Annotated in this window: 23 protein-coding genes and 1 tRNA gene; 13 read left to right on the forward strand and 11 right to left on the reverse strand. The window is 36.9% G+C overall.

Annotation, left to right across the window (positions count from 1 at the left end):
* The first annotated feature begins 7 nt into the window (after positions 1-7).
* Both gldM and gldN read left to right on the forward strand, forming a co-directional pair.
* Positions 8-1,615: a gliding motility protein GldM gene (gene gldM, locus HZR84_09075; GenBank protein ID QNL22083.1), complete on the forward strand. Its 1,608-nt coding sequence runs from the start codon at positions 8-10 to the stop codon at positions 1,613-1,615.
* A 10-nt stretch (positions 1,616-1,625) separates the two neighbouring features.
* Entirely contained in the window at positions 1,626-2,558 is a 933-nt protein-coding gene (gene gldN, locus HZR84_09080) for a gliding motility protein GldN (protein QNL22084.1), read from the forward strand.
* A 30-nt stretch (positions 2,559-2,588) separates the two neighbouring features.
* Here the strand turns inward: gldN and HZR84_09085 are convergent, their stop codons facing one another.
* From HZR84_09085 to HZR84_09095, 3 genes are read right to left on the reverse strand one after another with little or no spacing between them, the layout of a single operon-like run.
* On the reverse strand, positions 2,589-4,385 hold the full coding sequence (locus HZR84_09085) for an excinuclease ABC subunit C (protein QNL23228.1): 1,797 nt from the start codon (positions 4,383-4,385) through the stop codon (positions 2,589-2,591).
* Positions 4,382-6,676, reverse strand: a complete 2,295-nt coding sequence (locus tag HZR84_09090; protein QNL22085.1) for a transglycosylase domain-containing protein — start codon at positions 6,674-6,676, stop codon at positions 4,382-4,384. Before HZR84_09090 ends, HZR84_09085 begins: the two co-directional genes overlap by 4 nt.
* Positions 6,677-6,682: 6 nt before the next feature.
* Positions 6,683-9,346: a hypothetical protein gene (locus HZR84_09095; GenBank protein QNL22086.1), complete on the reverse strand. Its 2,664-nt coding sequence runs from the start codon at positions 9,344-9,346 to the stop codon at positions 6,683-6,685.
* A gap of 97 nt (positions 9,347-9,443) precedes the next feature.
* Here HZR84_09095 and HZR84_09100 point away from each other — a divergent pair, with 97 nt between their 5' ends.
* From HZR84_09100 to atpG, 9 genes are all read left to right on the forward strand, one after another.
* Positions 9,444-10,310 carry a M23 family metallopeptidase gene (locus HZR84_09100; protein ID QNL22087.1) on the forward strand — a complete coding sequence of 289 codons (867 nt, stop codon included), beginning with the start codon at positions 9,444-9,446 and terminating at the stop codon, positions 10,308-10,310.
* An 8-nt stretch (positions 10,311-10,318) separates the two neighbouring features.
* Positions 10,319-10,738, forward strand: coding sequence for a polymer-forming cytoskeletal protein (locus HZR84_09105; protein QNL22088.1), 420 nt, complete (start codon positions 10,319-10,321; stop codon positions 10,736-10,738).
* A 34-nt stretch (positions 10,739-10,772) separates the two neighbouring features.
* A complete protein-coding gene (locus HZR84_09110) occupies positions 10,773-10,916 on the forward strand; it encodes an AtpZ/AtpI family protein (GenBank protein QNL22089.1) in 144 nt (47 codons plus the stop codon).
* Positions 10,917-11,401: 485 nt separating this feature from the next.
* Positions 11,402-12,409, forward strand: coding sequence for a F0F1 ATP synthase subunit A (atpB, locus tag HZR84_09115; protein QNL22090.1), 1,008 nt, complete (start codon positions 11,402-11,404; stop codon positions 12,407-12,409).
* Positions 12,410-12,436: 27 nt separating this feature from the next.
* Complete coding sequence (atpE, locus tag HZR84_09120) at positions 12,437-12,679, forward strand: ATP synthase F0 subunit C (GenBank protein ID QNL22091.1); 243 nt, start codon at positions 12,437-12,439, stop codon at positions 12,677-12,679.
* A 60-nt stretch (positions 12,680-12,739) separates the two neighbouring features.
* Complete coding sequence (locus tag HZR84_09125) at positions 12,740-13,234, forward strand: F0F1 ATP synthase subunit B (GenBank protein ID QNL22092.1); 495 nt, start codon at positions 12,740-12,742, stop codon at positions 13,232-13,234.
* A gap of 1 nt (position 13,235) precedes the next feature.
* Entirely contained in the window at positions 13,236-13,793 is a 558-nt protein-coding gene (gene atpH / locus HZR84_09130) for an ATP synthase F1 subunit delta (GenBank protein QNL22093.1), read from the forward strand.
* A 1-nt stretch (position 13,794) separates the two neighbouring features.
* Entirely contained in the window at positions 13,795-15,372 is a 1,578-nt protein-coding gene (locus HZR84_09135; protein ID QNL22094.1) for a F0F1 ATP synthase subunit alpha, read from the forward strand.
* A gap of 5 nt (positions 15,373-15,377) precedes the next feature.
* Positions 15,378-16,259 (forward strand): ATP synthase F1 subunit gamma, encoded by an 882-nt coding sequence (gene atpG / locus HZR84_09140; protein ID QNL22095.1) that lies wholly within the window; start codon positions 15,378-15,380, stop codon positions 16,257-16,259.
* A gap of 53 nt (positions 16,260-16,312) precedes the next feature.
* Here atpG and HZR84_09145 read toward each other — a convergent pair whose 3' ends face one another.
* The 5 genes from HZR84_09145 to HZR84_09165 form a co-directional block, all read right to left on the reverse strand.
* On the reverse strand, positions 16,313-17,476 hold the full coding sequence (locus HZR84_09145; GenBank protein QNL22096.1) for a phosphoribosylformylglycinamidine cyclo-ligase: 1,164 nt from the start codon (positions 17,474-17,476) through the stop codon (positions 16,313-16,315).
* Positions 17,477-17,541: 65 nt separating this feature from the next.
* On the reverse strand, positions 17,542-19,524 hold the full coding sequence (locus HZR84_09150; protein QNL22097.1) for an OmpA family protein: 1,983 nt from the start codon (positions 19,522-19,524) through the stop codon (positions 17,542-17,544).
* Between the two features lie 105 nt (positions 19,525-19,629).
* Positions 19,630-20,133, reverse strand: a complete 504-nt coding sequence (locus HZR84_09155; GenBank protein QNL22098.1) for a hypothetical protein — start codon at positions 20,131-20,133, stop codon at positions 19,630-19,632.
* Between the two features lie 12 nt (positions 20,134-20,145).
* Positions 20,146-20,931, reverse strand: a complete 786-nt coding sequence (locus tag HZR84_09160; protein QNL22099.1) for a (Fe-S)-binding protein — start codon at positions 20,929-20,931, stop codon at positions 20,146-20,148.
* Between the two features lies 1 nt (position 20,932).
* Positions 20,933-22,237, reverse strand: a complete 1,305-nt coding sequence (locus HZR84_09165; protein ID QNL22100.1) for a (Fe-S)-binding protein — start codon at positions 22,235-22,237, stop codon at positions 20,933-20,935.
* Positions 22,238-22,306: 69 nt separating this feature from the next.
* Here HZR84_09165 and HZR84_09170 point away from each other — a divergent pair.
* Positions 22,307-22,379 (forward strand) — tRNA-Phe (locus tag HZR84_09170).
* A gap of 102 nt (positions 22,380-22,481) precedes the next feature.
* Here the strand turns inward: HZR84_09170 and HZR84_09175 are convergent.
* The 3 genes from HZR84_09175 to HZR84_09185 are packed head-to-tail and all read right to left on the reverse strand — an operon-like array spanning position 22,482 to position 24,234.
* Positions 22,482-23,285 carry an rRNA pseudouridine synthase gene (locus tag HZR84_09175; GenBank protein ID QNL23229.1) on the reverse strand — a complete coding sequence of 268 codons (804 nt, stop codon included), beginning with the start codon at positions 23,283-23,285 and terminating at the stop codon, positions 22,482-22,484.
* A gap of 4 nt (positions 23,286-23,289) precedes the next feature.
* On the reverse strand, positions 23,290-23,853 hold the full coding sequence (scpB, locus tag HZR84_09180; protein QNL22101.1) for an SMC-Scp complex subunit ScpB: 564 nt from the start codon (positions 23,851-23,853) through the stop codon (positions 23,290-23,292).
* Positions 23,854-24,234, reverse strand: coding sequence for a TraR/DksA C4-type zinc finger protein (locus HZR84_09185; protein QNL23230.1), 381 nt, complete (start codon positions 24,232-24,234; stop codon positions 23,854-23,856).
* A gap of 127 nt (positions 24,235-24,361) precedes the next feature.
* Here HZR84_09185 and HZR84_09190 point away from each other — a divergent pair, with 127 nt between their 5' ends.
* Positions 24,362-25,390: an isoaspartyl peptidase/L-asparaginase gene (locus HZR84_09190; protein QNL22102.1), complete on the forward strand. Its 1,029-nt coding sequence runs from the start codon at positions 24,362-24,364 to the stop codon at positions 25,388-25,390.
* The last annotated feature ends 7 nt before the right edge of the window (positions 25,391-25,397 follow it).

The raw sequence follows: 25,397 nt of genomic DNA on the forward strand, positions 1-25,397 counted from the left end.
AATAGCTATGGCAGGCGGTAAAGAAACACCAAGACAGAAAATGATCGGAATGATGTACCTGGTACTCACGGCCCTTTTGGCTCTCCAGGTAAGTAGTTCCGTGATGTATAAGTTTAAATTTCTCGAAGAGAAAATTGAGACTGTAGTTCGCGAAACTTCTAACCGAAATGTTAACGTGGTAAATAACATTAAGGCAAAAGTAGAGGAGCGGGGGAATAAGAAAATGGAAGTTGAAATTCTTAGTACCGCTAAAGAAGTAAGATCCAGAACTAAGGAAATGGTTGACTATATCGAAGATCTTAGAGAAGCTCTAAAAGAAATCGATGGTGTAAATCCTGAAACCGGATTTTATGAAGGTGCAAAAAATGAGGATAATGTTCAGACGATGTTCATCGGGCCAAATCAAAATGGTAAAGCTTATGAACTCAGAAAGAAAATCGATGATTATTGTGCATATCTTCAGGAGCATGCCACAGAGGATACAAAAGATGACTTCAAGTCATTTGCTGTTGATGCAAAAAATGACCCCTTCTTTAGTAAAATAGCAGATCAAAAGTCTAAGGATTTTGCTGAATTAACTTTCCAGAATACTCCGATGGTAGCCGCAATGGCCGTAATGGCTGAAATGCAAAGTACGGTTGTTCAAATGGAAAGTGAATTGCTTAATGAACTTGCTTCAGAAGTAGGTGCCGCTGACTTTAAATTTGACGTTTTGCAAGGAATGGTTAGACCGGAATCTAAAGTGGTTGCAGCTGGTACAAAATACAAAGCGGAAATGTTTATAGCTGCGTTCTCTTCAACCGTACAGCCTGAAATGTTTTATGGAGGAAAAGAGATCAAAGTTGAAAATGGAATCGGTCTTGTAGAATTTACAGCTACACCTGGAAAATACGATAAAGAAGGACAAGCTAAAAAAACCTGGAAGGGTGAAATTAAGCTTGCAAAACCAACCGGTGGTGATACTGTGATAGTTGTTGAAACGGATTACATTGTTGCGAAACCTGTTATACAAATTCAATCAGCATCTGTTCAGGCTTTGTATAGAAATTGTGGTAACGAACTTAATGTTCAGGTACCAGCACTTGGCCAGACTTACAACCCTAAGTTCAGTGTTAAAGGTGGTGCAGCAATCCCGAGCTCTAAAAAAGGAATAGTTACAGTGATTCCAACTTCTAAAAATGTAACCTTAACTGTTAGTAGTAATGGAAATTCGATAGGATCACAAAGTTTTAAAGTACGATCCGTGCCATTGCCAACACTTGTAGCAAAAGTGGGAAGAAGACCTGCCAATGTGAGAGACGGAGAGCAAGCGCCCGGGCCTAGAGCGATGGAAATTGATGTTCAGGCCGATAAGGATTTTGCTTCTTTCTTACCTAAAGATGCCAGATATAGAGCGACTGAAGTTATCGTAAAATTGGCTAGAGGAAAAAGAGCAGTAGCTCAGCAAACATTTAGATCAAGTAAATTAAACCTTTCTTCGTTTGCTGCTCAGGCACGACCTGGAGACAGATATTCAATAGAGGTGAAAACGGTAATGAGGAGAAATTTCCGAAATCAGAATGAAGAAGTTGATGTGCCGGTAACATCTCGTTACATCATAATACCAATTATCTAAAAAGATTAGAATGAAAACCTTAGGTAAATTAATATTATCACTTTTTATAATTGTAGCAATGAGCGAATTCTCCTTTGCTCAGGAGAATATAAACTCAGGTTATAACGACTTGTCTGTACGACCAATACATTCTTCGGACATTATGTTTAAGAAAAGAGTGTGGAGAAGAATGGACCTAAGGGAAGTTCAGAATTCGGCTTTCTTTTCCAATGGAAGAGAATTGACTCAATTAATTGTAGAGGCGGCTAAGAAAGGAATTGTACAACCGTATGAAGCAGATACATTGGGTACACCTATGTCAATGGAACAATTCCTTGAAAACCTGACTAACCCTGCAATTGAAGGGTTTGCATCAGAAGAGGAAGAGGAAGACCCAATGTCAGATCCAAATGATCCATTCGGTGATCCTAACGATCCGTTTGCCGATCCTAATGATCCATTTGCCGATCCGGGAGGAGAAGCACCTGCATCTGATCCTGATGACCCATTTGCTGAAGAAGGCGGAGGTGAAGACATGTCGATTGATCCTTATTATCTGCCCAGAGAGCTGTTTATCATTGAAGTTCAGGAAGATGTTATTTTCGATAAAAAAAGATCGAGAATGTATTATGACATTCTGACTTTTAAATTAATTGTAGATGCATCATTAACACCTGATGGTATTGACAAAACAGTTGCCGTGTTTTCATATACAGAATTGGTAGATAAACTATTTAAGGATAATCCTGAAGCAATTTGGTTTAATGATCTTAACTCTGCAGAACATAGAAATTTGCAAGATGCATTTGACTTAAGACTTTTTGCTTCAAGAATAATCAAGGTATCAAATACAGATAATAAATTTATCGTGGATATCTACGGACCGGGTAAAGCTAATCTTTATGGTAGTGACTGGTATGAAATGAAGATAATGGAATACGAACACGAGTTGTGGGAGTTCTAGTACTCTAATAGTAAGCTTAAAAAGGCGGGTTTAATCACCCGCTTTTTTTATGCCTTCAAAAATGTTGAGTCCTTTTGTTTTTCCAAACAATTCAATTAATTCCTCTTGACTTGCTTCCTTAATTTTTTTAACACTTTTAAACTCTTTAAGCAGTAAATCTTTGGTTTTTGGACCGATTCCTTCGATGTCATCCAACATACTTTTAGAAACCCTTTTGCTTCTTTGATTGCGATGATGAGTTATGGCAAATCGATGCGCCTCATTTCTCAAATGTTGAATCAATTTTAATCCTTCGGATTTCTTTGATACCATCAATGGAAAGGGATCACCTGGTTTATAAAGTTCTTCTAGTTTTTTGGCGATACCGATGATGGGAATTTGTATTTGAAGATTTAAGAGTTCTTCATAGGCAGCATTTAATTGTCCTTTACCGCCATCGATAACAATGAGGTCAGGCAAAGAGGCCTTTTCTTTAAGAAGTCTAGAATAGCGTCTATGTACAATTTCTTTCATTGAATCAAAATCATTGGGCCCCTCTACAGTTTTAATATTAAAATGCCGATATTCTTTTTTAGCTGGTTTGGCATTTTTAAAACAAACCATTGAAGCCACGGGATTAGAACCTTGAAAATTTGAATTATCAAAACACTCTATATGAAAAGGTGTATTATTTAGATTCAATTCTTCTTTAAGTGTTTCTAATTTTCTAAGATTAGGATCAGGTATATCCACTTGTTCAATGGAAGATTTATATTCAATTGCATTTTTAATAGAGAGATCTAAAATTCTTTTCTTATCACCAGCTTTAGGTTGATTGACGATAATCCCGTTAATATCCTTCTCTATTAGAACATTGGAAATAATTGATGTGACCGGCATATCTTCACTGCTCTGTTGTGATAGAATTTCATTTAGAAAAACCCGTAATAATTCCTGATCACTTAATTCAAGTGGATTTTTAAGTTCTACATTTCTGGTTTTAATTATTGCCCCCTCATGCAAATGTATGTAATTACCAAAGGTCTTTTTTATCCCATGAACAATAGTCAATGCATGGATTTCAATGTCGGAAATATTACTTACCATTGATTTGGAGTGATATTGCTCCAGATTGTTAAGTCTTTCCTGAAAACTTTGAGCCTTTTCAAATTCGAGGCTTTTAGCAAAATGCTGAATCTTTTGTTTAAAATGATCTTTTACCATTCTAATTTTGCCCTTAAGTACATTTCTTGCCATCTCGATATCCGCATTGTAATCTTCTTCCGAGTAAAGATCTTCGCATGGGCCAAAACAATTTCCTATATGATATTCCAGACAAACTTTAAATTTTCCCTTAGCAATATTGGTTTCGGTTAGATTCAATTTGCATGTGCGGAATTTAAAGAGCTTTTGTAGAAGATCAACCACCTGTTTTTGAACTCTTACCGAAGGGTATGGGCCAAAATATTCGCCATAATTTAGATTTTTTCTTCGGGTGTGATGAATTCTGGGAAAACGTTCTTTGGTAATTACTATGTAGGGATAAGTTTTACCGTCTTTTAAAAGCACATTGTACTTTGGCTGGTGTTCCTTAATTAAATTGTTTTCAAGCAGAAAAGCATCTGACTCCCGGTTTACAACAGAAAACTCAACCTTTTCAATTTGCTTAACGAGTCGTTTGGTTTTCCTGTCTTTTCCTTTGAGGGATGTAAAATAGCTACTGACTCTTTTTTTAATATTCTTGGCCTTGCCTACATAGATTATATCTCCATGCTCACCAAAGAATTTATATATCCCTGGTTCATTAGGTAAGGATTTTAAAATTATATTTTCTACAGCCAAAATCAGTTAAAAATATCCCTGTCCGGATTTTCATTCAAATCGGGAACATCTACATCAACGGAATCATTTGCGAAAGGATTGTTGAATTTGCTACAGTCGAGTTCTATATCAATTTTTACTTTTTGCTCAAATTCACCTTTCTCATAATTGAGCGTTGAATCAGCGTAAATATTTTTCATAAAAAGCCCCCAAATAGGCATGGCCATTCTGCTTCCTGATCCCAGTGCAATGGATCTGAAATGAATCGATCGCTCTTCGGCTCCGACCCAGGCCCCGGCTACAAGATCCTTTGTGATTCCCATAAACCATCCATCGGAATAATTACTAGTAGTTCCTGTTTTAGCGGCAATCATATTGTCTCTTCTCAAATCCCAGCGATACAAACCCAGAGCCGTTCCGTTTCTTTCCTCAGTAGCACCGCGGAGCATATATAACATTATTTCGGCGGTTTGAGCATTTAAAGCTTCTTTGGTTTTGGGTAAAAATTCCTTAAGCACATTGCCGTATTTGTCTTCAATCCTTTGAATATAAAATGGTTCGGTCCAAAGTCCTTTATTCGCGAATGTACCATAGGTGCCTACCAATTCATAAAGTGAAAGATCACTGGTTCCCAAACATAGGCTCGGCACAGGAGCAAGTTCGCTTTGTATTCCCAATTTTTTAGCATAATCCACAACTACTTCTATTCCTACTCTCTTCATAAGATTGGCTGTGACAGAGTTTACTGATCTCCCAAGGGCTTGCCTTAACGTTAATTTCTCATAAGACCACCTTCCTTCCGCATTTTGGGGTGTATATGATTCTCCGGTAGGTAGAATAAAAGTGACTGGGGCATCTTCAAGCTCAAAACAGGGCGTATAACCATTATCTATTGCAGCGGTATAAACAATTGGCTTAAACGTTGATCCCGGTTGTCTCTTTCCCTGGCGCACATGATCATACTTAAAATAGCGATGATCAATACCTCCAACCCAGGCTTTAATATGGCCATTTTTAAAATCCATTGCCATAAATCCTGCATGCAGGATATGCCTGTAATATTTCAAGGAATCAATTGTACTAAAGGTGGTATCAATATCACCATTCCAGGAAAATACTCGCATTTTTTTTGGTAGATTAATATAGTATTCAACCGAATCAGGATGCTTGGCATATTTCTCTTTGAGTTTCTTGTAATACTTCAGTCTTTTTACGGAGTTCTGTATATATCCTCTTAACTCTCTATAATTTTCATCTACCCATGGATTTCTTCCCTTCCAATGCTCATTAAATTTATTTTGAAGCTCAGGCATGTGTTCTTCAATGGCTTTTTCAGCATGTTGCTGTAGCCTTGAATCAATGGTTGTATAAACTTTCAGTCCATCGGCAAAAAGGTCATAGCCATTGGATTTGCACCATCTCATTAAATCCAGTTTGACAACTGACCGAAAATAAGTAGCTAGTCCTTTACTTTGATTGTCTACATCATAATACTCCAAGTTGATTGCCAAATTGGAAAGTGAATCATATTCCTTGTCATTGATATAGCCGTATTTGTGCATTTGACCCAATACACGATTCCTTCTGTTTATTGAATTATCATAATTATAAACGGGATTATACGAGTAGGTAGCACCTAAAATACCAATTAGTACTGCAGCTTCTTCGATGTTTACTTGTTCCGGACTTTTTCCAAAAAAGGTTTCTGATGCGACTTTAATCCCAAAAGCATTACTACCAAAATCGACTGTATTTAAATACATGGTCATTATCTCCTGTTTGGTATAAGCCTTTTCAAGTTTGATAGCCATCAACATCTCTTTGGCTTTGGCTATAATAATGTTGATTTTCAAAAAGTTTACATCTTTCAAAATACCATTATTATGATCTCCGCGAATCTTAAATAGATTTTTTGCCAGCTGTTGTGTCAAAGTACTTCCTCCACCCTGGCTTCCAAGAAAAATTACAGCCCGTAAAATGGCCTCAAAATCAATCCCGGAATGTTTGTAAAACCTTGCATCTTCCTGCGCCAAAAGTGCATTGATCAAATGCGGGGATAGATCTTCATATTTTGTATTTGATCTATTTTGCCTGTAGTATTTGCCAATTATTTTTAGTTCACCCTTGCTGTTTCTATCTGAGAAATAGATTTCCGAAGCTACTTCACTCTCCGGGTTTTCAAGAATTTTGAGTCCGGGAAGAGTACCGTATAAATTCATGAAGTTTATTGAAACCGAATAGAAAAACAACACTATTCCCAGGACGAGTGAAACAAACACTATCCAAATAGCGGCTATTACTTTACTTGATTTTCGCATTAAGAATTAAAGATAGTTATCCTGGAAAAAAGTTTTATACTCTGAAATATTCTTTGAATTATAAAATAGCGGAAAATTCTTCGATCCTATTACAAAATATTCAGGATTAACATTTTGGTAGCTCTTTAAAAATTTGCCCCTGCTTTGAAAAGCCTGATAATAACGCATGGCATCTTCTTTTGATTCAAATTCCTTTACTGAAAAAAGAATACGCTCTGTATTCAAAAGCAATTGACTTACCTTAAGCTTTTCAATAGAAAAGTTGGCTTTGTTAAAATCGGAAAATTCAATCATCACATCATTCGTTTTAACACCTTTATTTTCAATTGAAAAAAGGAAAAAATGGCGGTCTTTGGCATTGAATTCATAAGGGGTTTTTTCACTTGATTCTCCGGTTGCTTCTGAGACGTTTTCTTCAGGGCTTGTTGCAGCGCGTATATAATCATTCGCTTCATTAAGTAGTTTTTTTGCAAATGGCAATACTTCACTGGTGTTATATTCTTCAATAAAACTTTCCAGGTCACCTTTGTAGGCTAATATGTCCTTTTGCTTTCCTTTAATTATAATTCTAAGCAAAATAGCTTTATCAATAAAGGTGGTAGAACTGTAATTTTCTATAATGTTATTAACACCTTGCAAGGCGGCATCATAATTGCCCATCTGATAATTTTCATAAGCAACTTTGTATAATGCATTAGCCTGTTGATCCTCCAATTGAGCATCTTTTAAATAATCAGGATTTAAAATGAGTTTGGCATACAAGGATTTTGGGTATTCAGTTAAGAGGATGTTCTTATAAGTTTCCGATATTTCTTTACTGCTTCTGTCATTTATCTTGTAAGACAATTCCTGTTCATCTTTATTAATAAAATAGAGAAAGTACATGACCTCCAGATTATTTTCTGAATTGGGGAATCTTTCCAGGAGAGTCAGAAAAGTCTCAGTTGCATTTTCGTATTCCAGTAAATTGAGATTGTATATTTTGCCCAGCGTATAATAGGCCTCTTCGAGCTTTTTATTGGATGCCGCCAAGCTTTCCTCATCAAATGGAATATCCTTAAGCAATTTTAACCTTTGTACAGCCATGTTATATTCTTCTTTAGACTCAAAATCTTCCGCCTTCAGATTGAATTCCTCCTCAACCAAAGACTCGTCTTCTTCTGAGCTATCTTCCTCTTCATTAAATGCCACACCCTTATTTTGTCTTCTCCAGTTATCTTCCAAAGATCTTCTGCCCCAGATTCGGACAAATTCTGTCTGACCGATACTTACGGCGGAAGCATTGTAAAAATAAAATCCCGATTGATCATTACTTCCTGAACTAAAGCCATCCTGAGCGTCACCATAACGGAGTTCATTATTAGCAAGGGCATTTTCCTGTCTTTCCCTTTCCAATCTTTTTCGCTCTTCTTCTTTTTCAATTATTTCATTTAAATAGCTAATGAGCTCTGTTGAGTCCATTCTTGCAAGTTTCTGCACACTATCTTCATATTGAATTATAGCCAGTTGCTTGGTAAAAGTTATTAATACCTCGTGCCTTCTTTTAATGCTTTCATAGTCTTTGTGATCTTTGCTTAGGGTTTGCAAAGTGCTGTCGTAGTAAGCTTTTGAAGTCTCGTATTCCTGTAAATCATCATAATGAATTTCTGCAAGAAGAAGATAGGAATAAGCTTTTTGATTGGGATTGGCCTCACTTGCCGCTACAGACCTATAGAGGTAAGAAAGCGCTTTATTGATATTATCTTGTTTGTACTCAAATTTTGCCAGTTCATAGTAAATTTTGTCTTTATAATCTTCATTCTTTTTATCCTTAAGCAACTTTTCGAAATATTTCTTAATCTCTTTAATGTCAGTTTCTGAATTAAATCGTGTGACCTGCGCCAGATATAATTTAGAATAAAATGACAAGTCGTAGGAGGGATTGCTTTTTAAGGTCAATTTATAATGCTCATAAGCTTTATCATTATTGCCTAATTCCTGATATAATTGTCCGAGAATAAAATGCTGCCTTGCTCTAAAACGCTTTGGTTTGGTAAACTGAACGGCGACTTCCATGTTTTCAGCCATTTCTTCCAATTCACCTATTTCCTGAAAGTAATCAGCCCTCGCCTGCGTTACTTCTGTTATTACTTTTTTATCGAGCGGTTGTTTTTTTAAATAATCAGATACTGCCCTTGCATTATTTAGCTCCCCCGCTTCAATAAAGGATCTCAGTAGCCATGATAGGGCCAAATGTCTTGCATTTTCATCTTCGCTTTTGGAATTTACATATTTGAATGTTTGAATGGCATTAGGAAAGTCTCTCTTATAAAACCTTGCCCTACCAATTAAAATATAGCAATCATCAACCCATTTGCTGTTTTTGTGATATTGTATTGGTAAAGAAGCTTTTTTGATGGCATCCTCTGCTAATCCGGTAAGTTGGGAAGACATGTCTTCATCCATTTCATCGTAGACATGGAGTATTTCGTTAAAGTTATTCTGTCTTTCCTGATTAATTTTAAACTCCGCATCGGATAGCTTTTCTCTTGCGATATAATAGGCATTATAATGGGCAGTAGTATTGTGATAGGTTTTGGCAATAGGATTATTTCTTTCTGCTGAACAGGAGATCAACAGTGGAAACATGACCAAAACGGCATAAACAAAATTAAAAAGCCTGTATTTCAAATTAATTTCTCTGAATGATTAACAAATTTCGGACTTCTTTATTATAAAAATGAGTAGATATTAATAATGTTATAATTTTGCGGCACATTTGACTACTTTGAAAAACCGCAAAACATTAAGTTCCTGGTTAACAACTAAATACCTTTTGGTAGTTCGGAATGAAGAAAATTTCGCTGAAAAATCTTCATTCAGTTTTACTTATGCAAAGATAATTGTTATTAGTTTTCTGACATTAGTTATCTGTAGTGCGGGTAGCGTTTTACTTTACAATAATGTATTGAAATCCTGGTTTTTCTCTGGAGAGACAGAATTTGATATCAATAAAAAGATTGTTGAATTAAGTCTTGCAGTTGATTCATTGTCGAATGAAGTAGATAAAAAAGAATTTTTTATAAATACGATTCAGTCAGTTGTTTCGGGCGATTCTGTAATTGGCCTTTCCTATGAAAGAGATACCAATAATATTTTTTCAAATAGCGAATCTGGTTCTGATGCATCGGGCCGGCTGATTGACTCCTTGTTAAAAGATGAGTTTGAAATAGGGAAAACATCGAATATAAATTTGGTTTTCAGAGATCAATCGAGTTTACAGGATATGTATTTTTTCCCTCCTGTCGAAGGATTGGTAACCAGGGCCTATAATACCAAAATTGATCATTTTGGGATTGATGTAGTTGCAAAAAACAATGAGCCCATAAAGTCAATTGCGGATGGAACCGTAGTTTTATCCAGCTGGACGGAAGATTCCGGATATGTTATAGCATTGCAGCACAAAAGCAATGTGTTTTCAGTTTATAAGCATAATTCAGAATTATTAAAAAAAGTTGGTAATTTTGCGCAGGCAGGCGAAATAATAGCAATAATTGGTAATTCAGGCGAGATAACGACAGGTCCTCATCTCCATTTTGAAATTTGGTACAACGGAAATCCTGTAAATCCGGAGGAATTCGTTACTTTTAATTAGTAGAGTTTATGTTTAATAACAAAGAGAATAAAAAGGATTTGACTGAACTAAGAGATTCAAGCAATAATATTGGGAAAGGCACAATTCTCGAAGGTGATATTCAAACTTTCGGAAATATAAGAATTGAAGGTAGGCTTACCGGAAATGTTAAGTCTAAATCTAAAATAGTTTTAAGTGATTCTTCTGCTGTCGATGGCAGTATACTTGCCCAGAATGCTGAAGTAGCAGGTGAAGTTAAAGGAAGTGTAGAGGTTTCCGAATTACTTATTTTGAGAAGTTCAGCAACCATACACGGAGATATCATGACCAACAAACTGGTTGTTGAAGCAGGTGCTACTTTTAACGGCTCGTGTAAAATGGGGGCTATTGTAAAGGAGATCACTATCGGGAATAAGGAGGAGAAAGATAGAACCGAAAAAACAGCCTAATAATTTTTTCAAGTACTCAGGCCTTGGTTTACAAATGCTTGTAACCATAGGCCTGGCTACTTTTGCAGGCATTTGGTTGGACAAAAAGCTTGAAATCAAATTTCCGGTTTTTACGCTTATATTTTTGTTGGGATCTTTTGCGGGTTCCCTATATTTAATTTACCGCGAAATCAATTAGTAAATGCGTTTTGCCATTTACGCCATTATTTTAATTTCAATTGAGCTTATTTTTTTTATAATAAGTTATTTCATATCCAATGAAATTTCGATTTACCAGACTTATTATTTATCGGTTGCTTCCATCTTACTTTTAATATTTTTCTCAAAATACCTTTTTCTCCATCTGACAAGAAGGATTCAAGCTAGTAAACCACATTTTTGGGTTAATGCCAATCTATTGGCTTTCGCAGTAAAATTTGTTTTGATAATTGGGCTTATGCTACTGCTGACTCTATTTGTCAAACAGGGCGCTAAAATAATGATCATTTGGACTGCGATTTTGTATTCTTTTCTACTGAGCGCCGATATTTTATACGATTTGAAAAAAACTTCAAAAGAGTAATATAAGTTGCCTTAAAAATATTGAATCAAAATTTTTTTTTGGGGTCATAATATCTAGATTTGCAGTCTAATTTTTGAGGCTCCTGAAGGCGAAATTGTAGAATGTTGAAAATCAAAATCTTAGCTTCAGCTTTATTATTTTCTGTTGTTTTTGTTAGCGGCACATTTTTACCGCAAAATGCATATGCTTCGGCAGAAACCGGTGATTCTTTTAATCCCGGTGAAATGATAATGCATCACGTAAAAGATGACCACACCTGGCATTTTTTCGGGGATGTAACGCTTTATCTACCAATCATTATTTATTCTGAAGAAAAGGGGTTCGATGTCTTTATGTCTTCGAAGTTTTTTGATGAAAATCATAAAATAATTCCTTACAAAGGCTATGTTCTGGAACACGGACATATTAGTTTAGAAAACGGTGGGCATGTATCGGATTTTTCAATTACAAAAAATGTAGCATTCCTGTTTTTAAATTCCGCATTGCTCTTGTGGATATTCTTTGCAGTTGCGAATGGTTATAAGAAAAATAAAGGAAAAGCACCAAAGGGTATACAAAGCTTTTTTGAGCCAATCATAATATTTATTCGTGACGAAGTAGTAAAACCAAATATTGGCGAAAACTACAGGAAATATCTTCCATACATGCTAAGCTTGTTCTTTTTTATTTGGTTTGGAAATTTACTGGGATTATTTCCTGGTGCTGCCAACCTTACCGGAAATATCGCGGTCACTTTGGTTCTTGCCGTGGGTACTTTTATACTTACCAATTTTAGCGGTAATAAGCACTATTGGAAACATATTTTCTGGACACCCGGAGTTCCGCTACCATTAAGAATAATCATTTTACCTGTTGAAGTAATAGGAATATTTACAAAACCTATTTCATTAATGATACGACTTTTCGTCGCTATCACTGCAGGCCATATAGTTATTTTAAGTTTGATTGCCCTGACTTTTATTTTCAGTTCTTATGCTGTGGGGTTGGGTAGTTCTTTAATTGTAATATTTATTAACCTGATTGAATTGTTAGTAGCAACGATTCAGGCATATGTTTTTACAATGTTCTCATCACTGTACATAGGTATGGCAGTGGAAGATCATCATTAGTTTTTGTTTCATCCTAAATAATAAATTATGTTATTGTCAATTTTATTGGATATGAGCCTAGCAATCATGGGAGCCGGAATCGGCGCCGGATTAGTTGCGATTGGTGCTGGTATTGGTATTGGTAGAATCGGTGGTTCTGCTATGGAAGCCATGGCCAGACAGCCTGAGGCCTCTGGAAAAGTTCAAACTGCTATGTTGATTATTGCAGCTTTGATTGAGGTAATCGCGCTTTTCGGAGTGGTTGTATGTTTACTTATATCTCTGGGATAATCATTAGGACCCAATTCCGGCAATAGGTCGGTTTGGGTTCTTTTTATCAAAATTTATAATATGGATTTATTAACACCTGGAACAGGATTAATTTTTTGGCAGGCACTTACCTTTCTAATTGTAGTATTCCTTTTGGGAAGATTTGCCTGGAAACCAATTTTAAGTGCTCTTGAAACTCGCGAGCATTCCATCGAAGAGGCACTTCGGTCGGCGGAGATTGCCAAAGAAGAAATGGAAAAACTTCAAGCGAGCAATGAAAAACTACTTCAGGAAGCAAGAATAGAAAGAGATCAGATCATAAAGGATGCACAAGCTGCTGCAGCTACAATTAGGGATGAAGCAAAAGTACAAGCTGAAGAAAGTGCAAATAAAATTATGGTCGATGCCAAAGCAGAGATTGAACAACAAAAAAATTCTGCAATAAGCGAAGTAAAAAATCTAGTAGCAGATCTATCATTAGATATTGCTGAGAAAATATTGCGCAAGGAATTGGCTGATAAAAAATCTCAGGAAAATCTTATTAAGGACTATGTTAAAGAAATTAAACTAAACTAGCATGTCTGAAATTAAGGTCGCTCTTAGATATGCAAAATCACTGCTCGAAGAATCTGTAAAAAGAGGAATTGAGGAGAAGATAAAGTCTGATATCGACTTATTTACCAGGGCAGTGAAATCCAGTCGCGATTTGAGAGTAGTATTGTCCAATCCAATTATAGGGTTTGATAAAAAGAATGAAGTTCTCAATAAAATCTTTAAAGGCAAGGTAGACGACCTTACTATAAATTTCTTTCAATTGGTTTGCAAAAAAGGCAGGGCTGCAAATTTGACAACCATCGCGAGAGAATTTGAAAATCAATACTTTACATATAAAAATATTAATAAGGCAAGTATTACCACAGCCATTGCACTCGATGATTCATTAAGGAATCAATTTGCAAAAATTATTGAAGAAGGCTTTGGCAAAAAAGTTGACTTGTCGGATAAAGTTGATCAGGAATTGATCGGTGGTTTTATTCTCAGAATGAATGATCGCCAAATCGATGAATCGATACGTCAAAAACTGAATCAGCTTAAATTAAACCTAATTGATCAATCTTATAATTCATTAATATAACATGGCACAAATAAGACCGGATGAAATTTCAGCCATACTCAGAGAACAGCTTTCAAACTACAAAAGTGAAGCTGATCTTGAAGAAGTAGGAACAGTACTTCAGGTAGGTGATGGTGTAGCGCGTATTTATGGTTTAACAGAAGCGCAATCAGGAGAACTTTTAGAATTTGAAAATGGTCAAAAAGCTATGGTTCTCAATCTTGAAGAAGATAATGTTGGAGCTGTAATATTTGGGCAATCCAAAGAAATCAAAGAGGGAGATACCGTAAAAAGAACTAAACAAATTGCTTCAATAGAAGTAGGAGAAGGAATTGTCGGACGTGTGGTAAATACACTAGGACAACCAATCGATGGTAAAGGGCCTATTAAAGGCGAAAAATTTACCATGCCACTTGAAAGAAAAGCTCCTGGAGTAATTTACCGACAGCCAGTAAATGAGCCATTGCAGACCGGTCTTGTTTCTATTGATGCAATGATCCCAATTGGAAGAGGGCAAAGGGAATTAATCATCGGTGACCGTCAGGTTGGTAAAACCGCTGTAGCAATCGATACTATCCTTAATCAAAAAGAATTTTACGACAAAGGTGAACCGGTTTATTGTATTTATGTAGCCATCGGTCAAAAAGCAAGTACAGTTGCTCAGGTTGTATCTGTATTTGAAAAATACGGCGCTTTAGAATATACAACAGTTGTAAGTGCAGCTGCATCTGATCCTGCGCCAATGCAGTTCTTTGCGCCATTTGCAGGGGCTTCCATTGGGGAATACTTTAGAGATACCGGAAGACCGGCATTGGTAATCTATGATGATCTATCAAAACAAGCCGTGGCATATCGTGAAGTCTCACTCTTGTTGAGAAGACCTCCCGGTCGTGAAGCTTATCCCGGTGATGTATTTTACTTACACTCCAGACTGTTGGAACGTGCAGCAAAAATCATTGAAGACGACAGTATCGCTAAAGAAATGAATGACCTGCCCGAATCATTAAAGAAAAAGGTGAAAGGTGGAGGGTCTTTAACAGCTCTTCCGATTATTGAAACTCAAGCCGGAGATGTTTCAGCCTATATTCCAACAAATGTTATTTCCATTACTGATGGCCAAATATTCCTGGAATCTAATTTATTCAATTCCGGAATCAGGCCGGCAATTAACGTTGGTATTTCGGTGTCGAGAGTAGGTGGTGCAGCTCAGATAAAATCAATGAAAAAAGTTGCAGGTACCTTAAAACTCGATCAGGCACAATTCAGGGAGTTAGAGGCATTTGCCAAATTTGGATCCGATCTTGATGCAGCGACCAAAAGAACAATTGAAAGAGGAAGAAGAAATCAGGAAATATTAAAGCAGGGTCAATACAGCCCAATTCCTGTAGAAGAACAGGTAGCAATGATCTTTGCCTCTACAAAGGGATTTATTGATGCCGTGCCATTGGATAAGGTAAGTCAGTTTCAGGAAGATTATATTCAACTTTTAAGAGCTCAGGCCAAAGAAACCCTTGAAGGGTTAAGATCCGGCAAACTTGATGAAAGTATTACTTCGGTATTGGAGAAATACGCAAAAGAAGTCGCATCAAAACTATCATAATTTAGATGGGAAGTTTAAAAGAGGTAAGAAGCAGAATTGCATCGGTAAACTCAACTCAGCAGATTACCAAAGCCATGAAAATGGTTTCTGCTGCAAAATTGAGAAAAGCGCAGAATAGGATTACTCAGATGAGGCCCTATGCGCAAAAACTTGATGAAATTCTGGGAAATGTCAGTTTGATCTCAGAAGAGCTTCAGAGCGTATTCACAAGAGTGCGACCCGTTGAGAATATTCTTTTGGTTCATATTACCTCAGATAAAGGACTTTGCGGACCGTTTAATGGTAACATCAATAAGTTCACTGTAAAAACGATTAAAGAATTACGTTCAAAATATCCCGCAGCGAACATCAATATTTTACCAATCGGGAAAAAAGGAAGAGACTATCTCAAAAAAAATGAATTGGGATACGATGAAAGATATGTTCATTTGTTTGACAGTCTTGATTTTGAAAATGTTGGTGATGTTGCAGATTATATTATGAAATCCTTCGTTAAAGGTGAATTTGATGAAGTGCATATCATGTACAATCAATTTAAAAATGCAGCAACGCAAATACTCACAAAAGAACAATTCCTTCCGGTTATCCCACCGGTAGATGAAGAACTGAATAATTCTCCAGGCGATTATATTTTCGAACCTTCGGTAGATTATATTATCAAAGAATTGATCCCAAATTCTCTGCGAATTAAATTATTTAAAGCTTTACTGGATTCAAATGCTGCAGAACATGGAGCGAGAATGACTGCCATGACACAGGCGACGGATAATGCTGGTGAATTGTTAAAAGAGTTGAGATTGACTTATAACAGAACACGTCAAGCCGCTATTACGAAAGAAATTCTGGAAATTGTTGGTGGTGCAGAGGCATTAGAGCAAGCCGGATAAATCCTAAGAAAATATAATGACACAAAAATTGCCGGTGAATGCCGGCTTTTTTATTAGTAATGATAGTCTCCGTATGGACTATTAATGCTTAGTTCAGTTTTATTCGATGATTTAACTTCACCAATTAATTTTGCTTCCAGGTTAAAGCTGTTAGCAATTTGAATTATTTGTAGGGCACAGTTTTCATCACAGTATATTTCCATTCTGTGGCCCATATTAAATACCTTATACATCTCTTTCCACTCCGTATTGCTTTCGGATTGAATTAATCTGAACAATGGGGGAGTATCGAATAAATTATCTTTTACAATGTGCAAATTTTCTATAAAATGCAGGATTTTAGTTTGCGCGCCTCCCGAACAATGAATTATTCCACCAATCCCGGATTTTACTTCATTCAAAACCTTTTTTATTACAGGAGCATAGGTTCTGGTTGGTGATAAAACAAGTTTTCCGATATTAACCGGAAGGTCTTCAAAATTATCCTCAATTGAACGGCTTCCTGAAAACACAAGGGAATCAGGGACAGAAGGGTCATACAATTCCGGATATTTGTGGGCATAGTCGTGCTTGAACACATCGTGTCGCGCGGAAGTCAATCCATTGCTACCCATTCCACCATTGTATTCGCTTTCATAACTGGTTTGCCCAAAAGAAGCAAGACCGACAATTACCTGCCCAGCCTTGATTTTTTCATTGCTAATAATTTGATTTCGTGGCCACCGGGCAGTAATAGTATTATCTACTACAATGGTACGCACAAGATCTCCAAGGTCGGCGGTTTCACCACCGGTACTTCTAATTCCTATCCCATGTGATCGAAGCATTTCCAGTACCTCTTCGGTACCTTCTATCAATGTCTTAAGTACTTCACCCGGAATAAGATTTTTATTTCTACCAATGGTTGATGACAAGAGCATTTTATCTGTTATGCCGACACATAAGAGGTCATCGACGTTCATTATAATCGAATCCTGAGCTATGCCTCTCCAAACACTCAGATCTCCTGTTTCTTTCCAATACAAATAGGCCAATGAAGATTTAGTACCGGCCCCGTCGGCATGCATCGCAATGCAGTACTCATCATCATCACTTAGATAGTCCGGAATTATTTTGCAAAATGCATTTGGAAATATTCCCTTATCGAGATGCTTAATGGCCTCGTGTACATCTTCTTTTGATGCTGAAACCCCGCGTTTGGAATATCTTTCATTCATAAGACAAAGAAATAAAAAAGCCCCTTCCAATAAAGGAAGAGGCCAAAATTTTCTGTTAGAATTTATTATTCATTCTCAGAACCACCTTCTTCTTCCTGTTGGATGGGCTGAATTTCCTGCTCAACATCAAATCCGAGAATTTTAAATTCTGTTCTTCTGTTTTTCTGATGTTCTTCTTCTGATTCTGCATTTTCAACTATCAGACGAGATTCACCATATCCTTTAGGGATCATTCTGGTTTCGTCAATGCCATTATTGGTCATATACTCAACAGCCGACTCAGCTCTTTTCTGAGAGAGTTTTTGATTGTATTTGCTATCACCTCTTGCATCAGTATGAGAACTCAATTCAATTCTCATATCGGTGTTGTCTTTTAATAAGGTTACGAGTTTATCGAGTTCATCAGCTGCATCATCTCTAATGTCAGAACTGTTATAATCATAATAAATGTTTTCAAGAACAATAACTTTGTTAACCTCTTTCTTGATCAGCCCCAAAGTATATTTAATGTCAACATCATTTTCAAAATCAGGCAAATCTTCTTGTGGGACAGTTTTACCAACTGTAGAAAATACATCATTTGCGGTTAAATAATCTTCTTTCTCTGCCACAACAGTATAATTTACACCTGTTTTTACTTCATTTCTAAATTCCCCGTTTTCATTCGCAGTACCTTCATAAATGACCTCACCCCTTGAATCCATTAATTTCACTCTTGCATTTGGAAGAGGGTCACCAGTTGCGCCATCAATGATTTCACCGGCAACATAGTAAGTGGCAACTTTGAAATCAGGACTGTTATTAATGAATTTGTAAATATCATCATCACCTTTTCCGCCTTCTCGGTTTGACGTTATGTATCCTTCTTTTTCGTTGATAAAAATTAATCCAAAATCATCATAAGAAGAATTTAATGGCACGCCCATATTTGTTACTTCGATATTTCGGCCATCGCGTACAGCTTCAAAAACATCCAAACCACCCATTCCGGGATGACCATTAGATGCAAAGTATAATTTCTTGTCATCAGAAACATAAGGGAACATTTCGTCGCCCGGAGTATTCAAAGCTTTTCCCATATTTCTTACTCTTCTGAAATTGCCTCTTCTGTCCATTTTAGACATATAAAGATCAATTCCTCCTCTGCCACCTTCTCGGTTGGAGGCAAAGTACAAGGTTCTTCCATCGGGTGAAAATGCAGGGCTGGCATCCCAGGCATTGGGATCTGAAATTTGTAATAATTCCGGCTCAGACCATTCCCCTTTTTTGTTTTTTGAAATGTAAAGATTCACATCCTGATCGCCTTTTTTTCTACCGTCATTACCTCTTGCGAAAACCATTGTTTTCCGTCTTTTAGAAAAAGTCGCACTGGCTTCATGCCTTTTATCTGTATTAAACTGTTCGGCCAGTGGAACTGCCACACCTGACTTCTCTGAGGCATCATCAAATTTGAATTTGTAAATGCCTGTAAAGCCCTCTCCTGTAGCGGGGAATATATTTTCCGAATTTCTATCGGTTGTAAATATCATTTCCTGATTATAGAATACAGTTCCGTATTCTGCATCGGGGGTATTTACAATATCAAGATTACTAAGTTCATAGTAAGTCTTCTTCGATTGGATTTGCTTTATTTTATCAATGCTTTCTAAAAATGCTTTGGCGGCAGCTTTTCTTCCTCTATCTTCACCCTCATCTATGTAATCCTGATATAAGCTCTTGGCTTTATCGTATTCTCCAACTGTTTTATAACCATTGGCAAGATGAAATTTAGTGGCTTCATCTGCCCTTCCGGATCTCAAAGCAGCTTCGTAAAAAGGAATTGCTTCTCTAATTCTATTTGACAATCGGTAAGATTCGGCAATTTGAAAAGAGGCGATGGCTGTATCAGCACCATCTGCGAGGCCTTCCTCGTAATCGCTTATAGCAAATTGATATTCACCTTTCTCAAATTTTTTATTACCCTTTCTGACCATTTTATGCAAATCGCTTGAACAGGCGCTTGCAAGAATTGCGAAAATCAGTAAGTAGGCGTAATTAGTACTTCTCATAATGTATTTATAGTTCTCGTTAGGACGATTTTCGAATAAATAAGCCGGAAAATTAAGTAATTCTACCTTAAGGCAAAAGAATTATCTTCCGACCTTCAAAAATAATCATTTAAGCGGAGTTTTTTGAAAATATTTGTTTAACCATGAATCCTCGGCTCGAAGACACCATTTGTCCTTCAGTTCATAACCTTTTGCAATTGAATTATTGTAAATAAGGGTGTTTTCATCAATTCCAGCGCTGTGAACAAGTTCTTTGATTTTTAAGAATGCAATAGAACTTATCCCATGCTCTGAACGATAATAAACTCTTGATCGGTCTGTTAGGTCTAATTTGTACTTTTTTTCAATTTCGGAAATAAAATGATTTAGCGAATCAATGGAACAGCCTGTGGCTTTTTCGAATGATTCGTCCACCGCAATTATCAGAAAATGACCATCTACAAATAATTTATGAGACTTCAATTCCTTGCCATGCGCTTTCCACCGCCCAAGGAAAACATCGATGTAATCCAGAATTTCATCTCTAATTTCCTCATTTATTTTTTGAGGAGAAGCGAAAATCCAAATTCTGGAATTGTCCGGTATGTGCTTTAATTCATCGTTTTTCACTAAAAATATACATTAATTGAGATCAATTAGTTCAGCGAGGTCCAATACCTTCACTGTCTTTTCTTTTTCTTTATTTTTAACTCCATCAGACATCATGGTCATACAAAAGGGGCAAGCGGCTGCAATTACTTCAGCACCAGTTTCAAGCGCTTCTTCCGTTCTTTCAATGTTAATTTCCTTATTTCCGGCTTCTGCATCTTTAAACATTTGTGCGCCACCTGCTCCACAACATAAGCCTTTAGTTTTGCAGCGTTTCATTTCAACAAGATCGGCATCCAGTGCTTCAATTACCGCTCTTGGCGCTTCATAAACACCGTTTGCCCTTCCCAGGTAGCACGAATCGTGAAAGGTAATCTTCTGACCTTTGAATTTTCCACCTTCTGCAATTTTTAGCTTTCCATCCTTGATCAGTGTCTGCAGATATTGCGAATGATGAAGCACTTCATAATTACCTCCCAAATCGGGGTATTCGTTTTTTAATGTATTAAAACAATGAGGGCAAGCGGTAACAATTTTCTTTATTCCATAACCATCCAGAACCTGAATGTTTGACATGGCCTGCATTTGAAAAAGAAATTCATTGCCAGCTCTTCTGGCCGGATCTCCCGTACAGGATTCTTCAGTTCCTAATACGGCAAAATTGATGTCTAATTTGTTGAGTATCCTAATGATGGCTTTGGTAACCTTTTTATACCTGTCATCGAATGAACCTGCACAGCCCACCCAAAAAAGTATCTCCGGGTTACGACCTTCAGCAGCCAATTCTGCCATAGTTGGTATTTTTATTTCTTCCGGCATATTAATTTTCTGATTTTAATTCATTGGCCCAATTAAACCTGTCTGAAGGAGAAAAGGCCCAGGGTGCAAAATTATTTTCAATATTTGTCATCATGGCCGTCCATTCAGGAGGTGTTTTGGATTCTTCCATGACTTTATACCTTCTCAGCTCCAATATTATTTCAAGTGGATTGATACTTACGGGGCATGCCTCAACACAGGCATTGCAGGAGGTGCAAGCCATAATTTCTTCTTCTTTGATAAAGTCTCCCAAAAGAAATTTACCATTTTCCAAACCGTGTTTTCCAGCATCTTCCATTCTGTCCCTGGTATCCATCATAATTTTTCTGGGTGAGAGCTTTTTACCTGTAATATTAGCCGGGCATTCCGCTGTACAACGCCCGCATTCGGTACAGGAATATGCATCCATTAAGTTTTTCCAGCTAAGCTGATTTACATCTTTGGCACCAAAACTCGAAGGGGGAGGCGCATCGCCTTCCGGCTGTTGCATTCCCAGCATTATTTTTACCTCATTGCTGACGTCATCCATATTTTTAATTTTCCCCTTTGCAGAAAGATTGCTAAAGTAAGTATTGGGAAATGCCATAAATATGTGCAAATGCTTGGAATATGTAACATATACTGCAAATGCAAAAATTCCCGCAATGTGAATCCACCAAAAAAACCGTTCAAGAAGCAAATTCATTTCGACAGACATGCCATTGTAGAGAGGAATAAGCATTTCGCTAATAAATAAGCTACCTGTTTCTGTATAATGTTCAGCGCCTGCATTCTGAAGTATTTGATCATTTGCATTCATGGATAGAATCGCAAACATCAAAACAATTTCTATTATGAGAATAAGGTTTGCATCGAGTTTAGGCCAGGCGGTCATTTCACTTTTATGAAATCGATCTATGCTCAGCACATTTCTTCTTATAAGAAATATGAGGCAGGAAACAATCACTCCCAGGGCGAGAATTTCAAAGAAGTTAATTAAAGTACTATAAAATGAGCCAAGAACCGGTGCAAATAGGCGATGAGTACCAAAAATACCATCCAGAATTATTTCCAGTACTTCGATATTTATCAGCACAAAGCCAATATAGATTAAGAAGTGCATTATACCTGCAACCGGCTTGTCAAACATTTTCTTTTGGCCAAAAGCCAATAGCATCATTTTTTTGAAACGCTCCGAGGAAGGCCCTTTGGGTTTATAGGACTGCCCCATATTTATATTTCTCTTAATGAAACTTACTCTCTTATAAATTAACCATCCGGAAATTCCGAGTAATATCAAAAAACCTATTTGTTCTAAATATGCCATTTCCAAGTTTAAAAAAATCCTGAAGTATTTGTCACTATTATAAAATTAAATAGCTTTGCAAGCCAATTCGGTGACGTAGCTCAGTTGGTAGAGCAAAGGACTGAAAATCCTTGTGTCGGTGGTTCGATTCCACTCGTCACCACAGCCCCAAGCCTGTATTCAGTATTAATTGCCTGAATATTCAAGGTCTTGGGGTTTTTTATTGTCCATTTTCACCTGATCTGGTCTTACAATACAATCCAATTTATTGAAAATATTTTAATCGTATAATTTCTTTTTCACTGAGGTATCTCCATTGGCCTCTGCTTATCCCTTTTTTATCGAGTCCGGCAAACATTACCCTGTCCAATTTTTCCACCTGATAATGATAATGTTCAAAAAGCCTGCGGATCACCCTGTTTTTACCGGAATGAATTTTTACCCCAACACTTTTGGCATCGCTTGATACTATCGCGATGTCATCTACCTTTACTACACCATCTTCAAGCTCGGTTCCCTCTTTGATTTTTTCAAGGTCTTCATCTTTTAAAGCCCGGTTTAAAACAACTTCATAAATTTTTGGAACAGCCATACTGGGATGAATTAGCTTTTGAGCGAAATCACCATCGTTCGTAAATAACAAGACACCGGTCGTCATTCTATCCAATCTTCCAACCGGGTAAATTCGCTGTTCAGTGGCTTTTGACACAAGCTCCATTACGGTTTTCCTGTCTTTCGGATCACTGAGTGTAGTAATAAATCCCTTGGGTTTGTTTAGAAGAAGATAGACATACTTCTCCGGCTGTATGACTTTACCTTTAAATTCAACCCTGTCGTCTTTTCCAACTTTTGTACCAAGCTCCATAACAACCTTGCCATTCACTTTTACTTCACCATCTGCTATAAGTTTATCTGCCTCCCTTCGTGAACAAATCCCCGAATTAGAAATATAGCGATTCAACCTAATTTCAGCACTTTCCTGTTTTAGGTTTTCTTTAGGTGTAATTGTCTGGTTCTTTTTTTTGGGGAAGGAGCGAGGACTTGCTTTTTTTCTAGAAGGTTTTTTCATAGGATTATCCCTCATTAACCTCGCCTATTTCATTATCTTCTGTTTTGAAATCCTTGATGGTTGGTAATTCCGATAGTGAATTTATTCCAAAGTAATCAAGGAATCGATCTGATGTTCCGTATAAAATTGGACGGCCAACGGATTCTGCTTTTCCCTTAATTGCAATTAGTTCTTTTTCCAAAAGCTTTTGAATTGTATAGTCGCATCCTACACCTCTTATAGCTTCAAGACCGGATTTAGTAATGGGTTGTTTATAAGCAATAATCGAAAGCGTCTCGATGGCCGATTGCGATAATCTTTTTTTGGATTTTTGCTTTAACAGAATCGAAATACTGGCCTGATAGGAAGGCTTCGTCAAAAACTGATATCCACCTCCCGACTTAACAATTTCAAAGGGAAATTCTTCATCAGAATATTTCTTAATTGAAATTTCAATGGATTTGCTAATATCTTTTTCGGGGACCTCCGCATCAAACATTTCCGTCAGACAAGAACGTATTTCTTCGATTGTAATCGGTTCCCGAGCACAAAAAATCAGGGATTCAATGTGATTCTGGAGAAAATCCAATTAATCCTGCTTGAGTTTGGCTTCAATTGAATGCCTTGTATGCGGGACAGCTTTGAGTCTTTCTTTGGCAATGAGCTTGCCTGTATCTACACAGACGCCGTAAGTTTTGTTTTTAATTCTGACAAGGGCAGCATCAAGTTGTTGAATAAATTTGACCTGTCGCCCAGCCAATTGATTTAAATTTTCTTTTTCAAGAGCTTCAGCACTATCTTCAAGCGTATTGATGTTGTTAATCGTATTATCGGTACTCTCGTCGTTTTTTCGGCTCAAACTCTCTTTTATGTACTCCAATTCGGTCTTAGCCTTGTTGAGTTTATCAAGAATTATTTTTTCAAATTCTATTAACTCATTGTCCGAATACCTTAGCTTCTCTTCAGCCATTTCTATGAGGTTTTGTTTAATGTGATTCAAGCGTTAAATTTCGCTTGAGCTTGAAATGCCGAAAATACAAATAATCAATGAATAGCACAGAAGGATTTACTTAATTTTTACTATAAATTAGTTTAAAATGAAATCAAAAATATATAGCAGAATATATACATTATTAATCCTGACGCTTGTTTCAGCTGGTCTTTTTGCCCAAAGCCAGTATTCAGAAAGCACAAAAAAGGCAGTACTTGTTATTCACGGTGGTGCCGGAACAATTTTAAAAGAGAACATGAGTCCCGAAAAAGAAGCGGAATTAATCGAGACTATGGGAAATGCATTAATGAAAGGTTATAAAATTATAAAAAAGGGAAAATCGAGCGAAGAAGCCATAATTGCTGCCATCAATCATTTAGAAGATGATCCAAATTTCAATGCCGGAAAAGGGGCAGTCTTAAACGAAGAGGGCAATGTTGAACTCGATGCTTCCATTATGAATGGAAAAGATCTGCAAGCGGGAGCAATTGCTGGTGTTCATGGCATAAAAAATCCAATTAATGCAGCCAGGGCAGTTAAAGACCATTCCAAACATGTTTTATTGAGTGGGGAAGGTGCAGAAAAATTTGCCAAAACTGAAAAATTGAAATTTGAAGAGCCAGAATACTTTATTACAGACAGAGTTAAGGCCTCGTGGTTAAAAGCCAAAAAAAACAACGAATCCAGCGGTTATCTGAATGTTCCTGTGGAAGATCATAAATTTGGAACCGTGGGTGCCGTAGCTTTGGATAAAGAAGGAAATATATCTGCCGGAACTTCAACGGGTGGAATGATGATGAAAAAGTACGGTCGTATTGGTGATTCACCTCTAATTGGTAGTGGTACTTATGCCGATAATAGCTCGGCAGGTGTATCATGTACCGGTCATGGTGAATTTTTTATACGCTATGTTGTGGCCTATGATCTTGTAGCGCTTATGAAATACAAGGGAATGTCAATAAATGATGCCGCTGATGAAATTATTCAGAACAAATTAATAAAAGCAGGTGGAGCCGGAGGCTTAATTGCACTTGATAAGGATGGCAATTTTGCTTTTTCATTTAATACCCCCGGAATGTATCGAGGGGTAATATTTGAGGATGCTACGATGTTAATCGATTTTTATAAGGAATAATAATAGC

The organism is Hyphobacterium sp. CCMP332, from assembly GCA_014323545.1.
Taxonomy (GTDB): Bacteria; Bacteroidota; Bacteroidia; order Cytophagales; family CCMP332; genus CCMP332.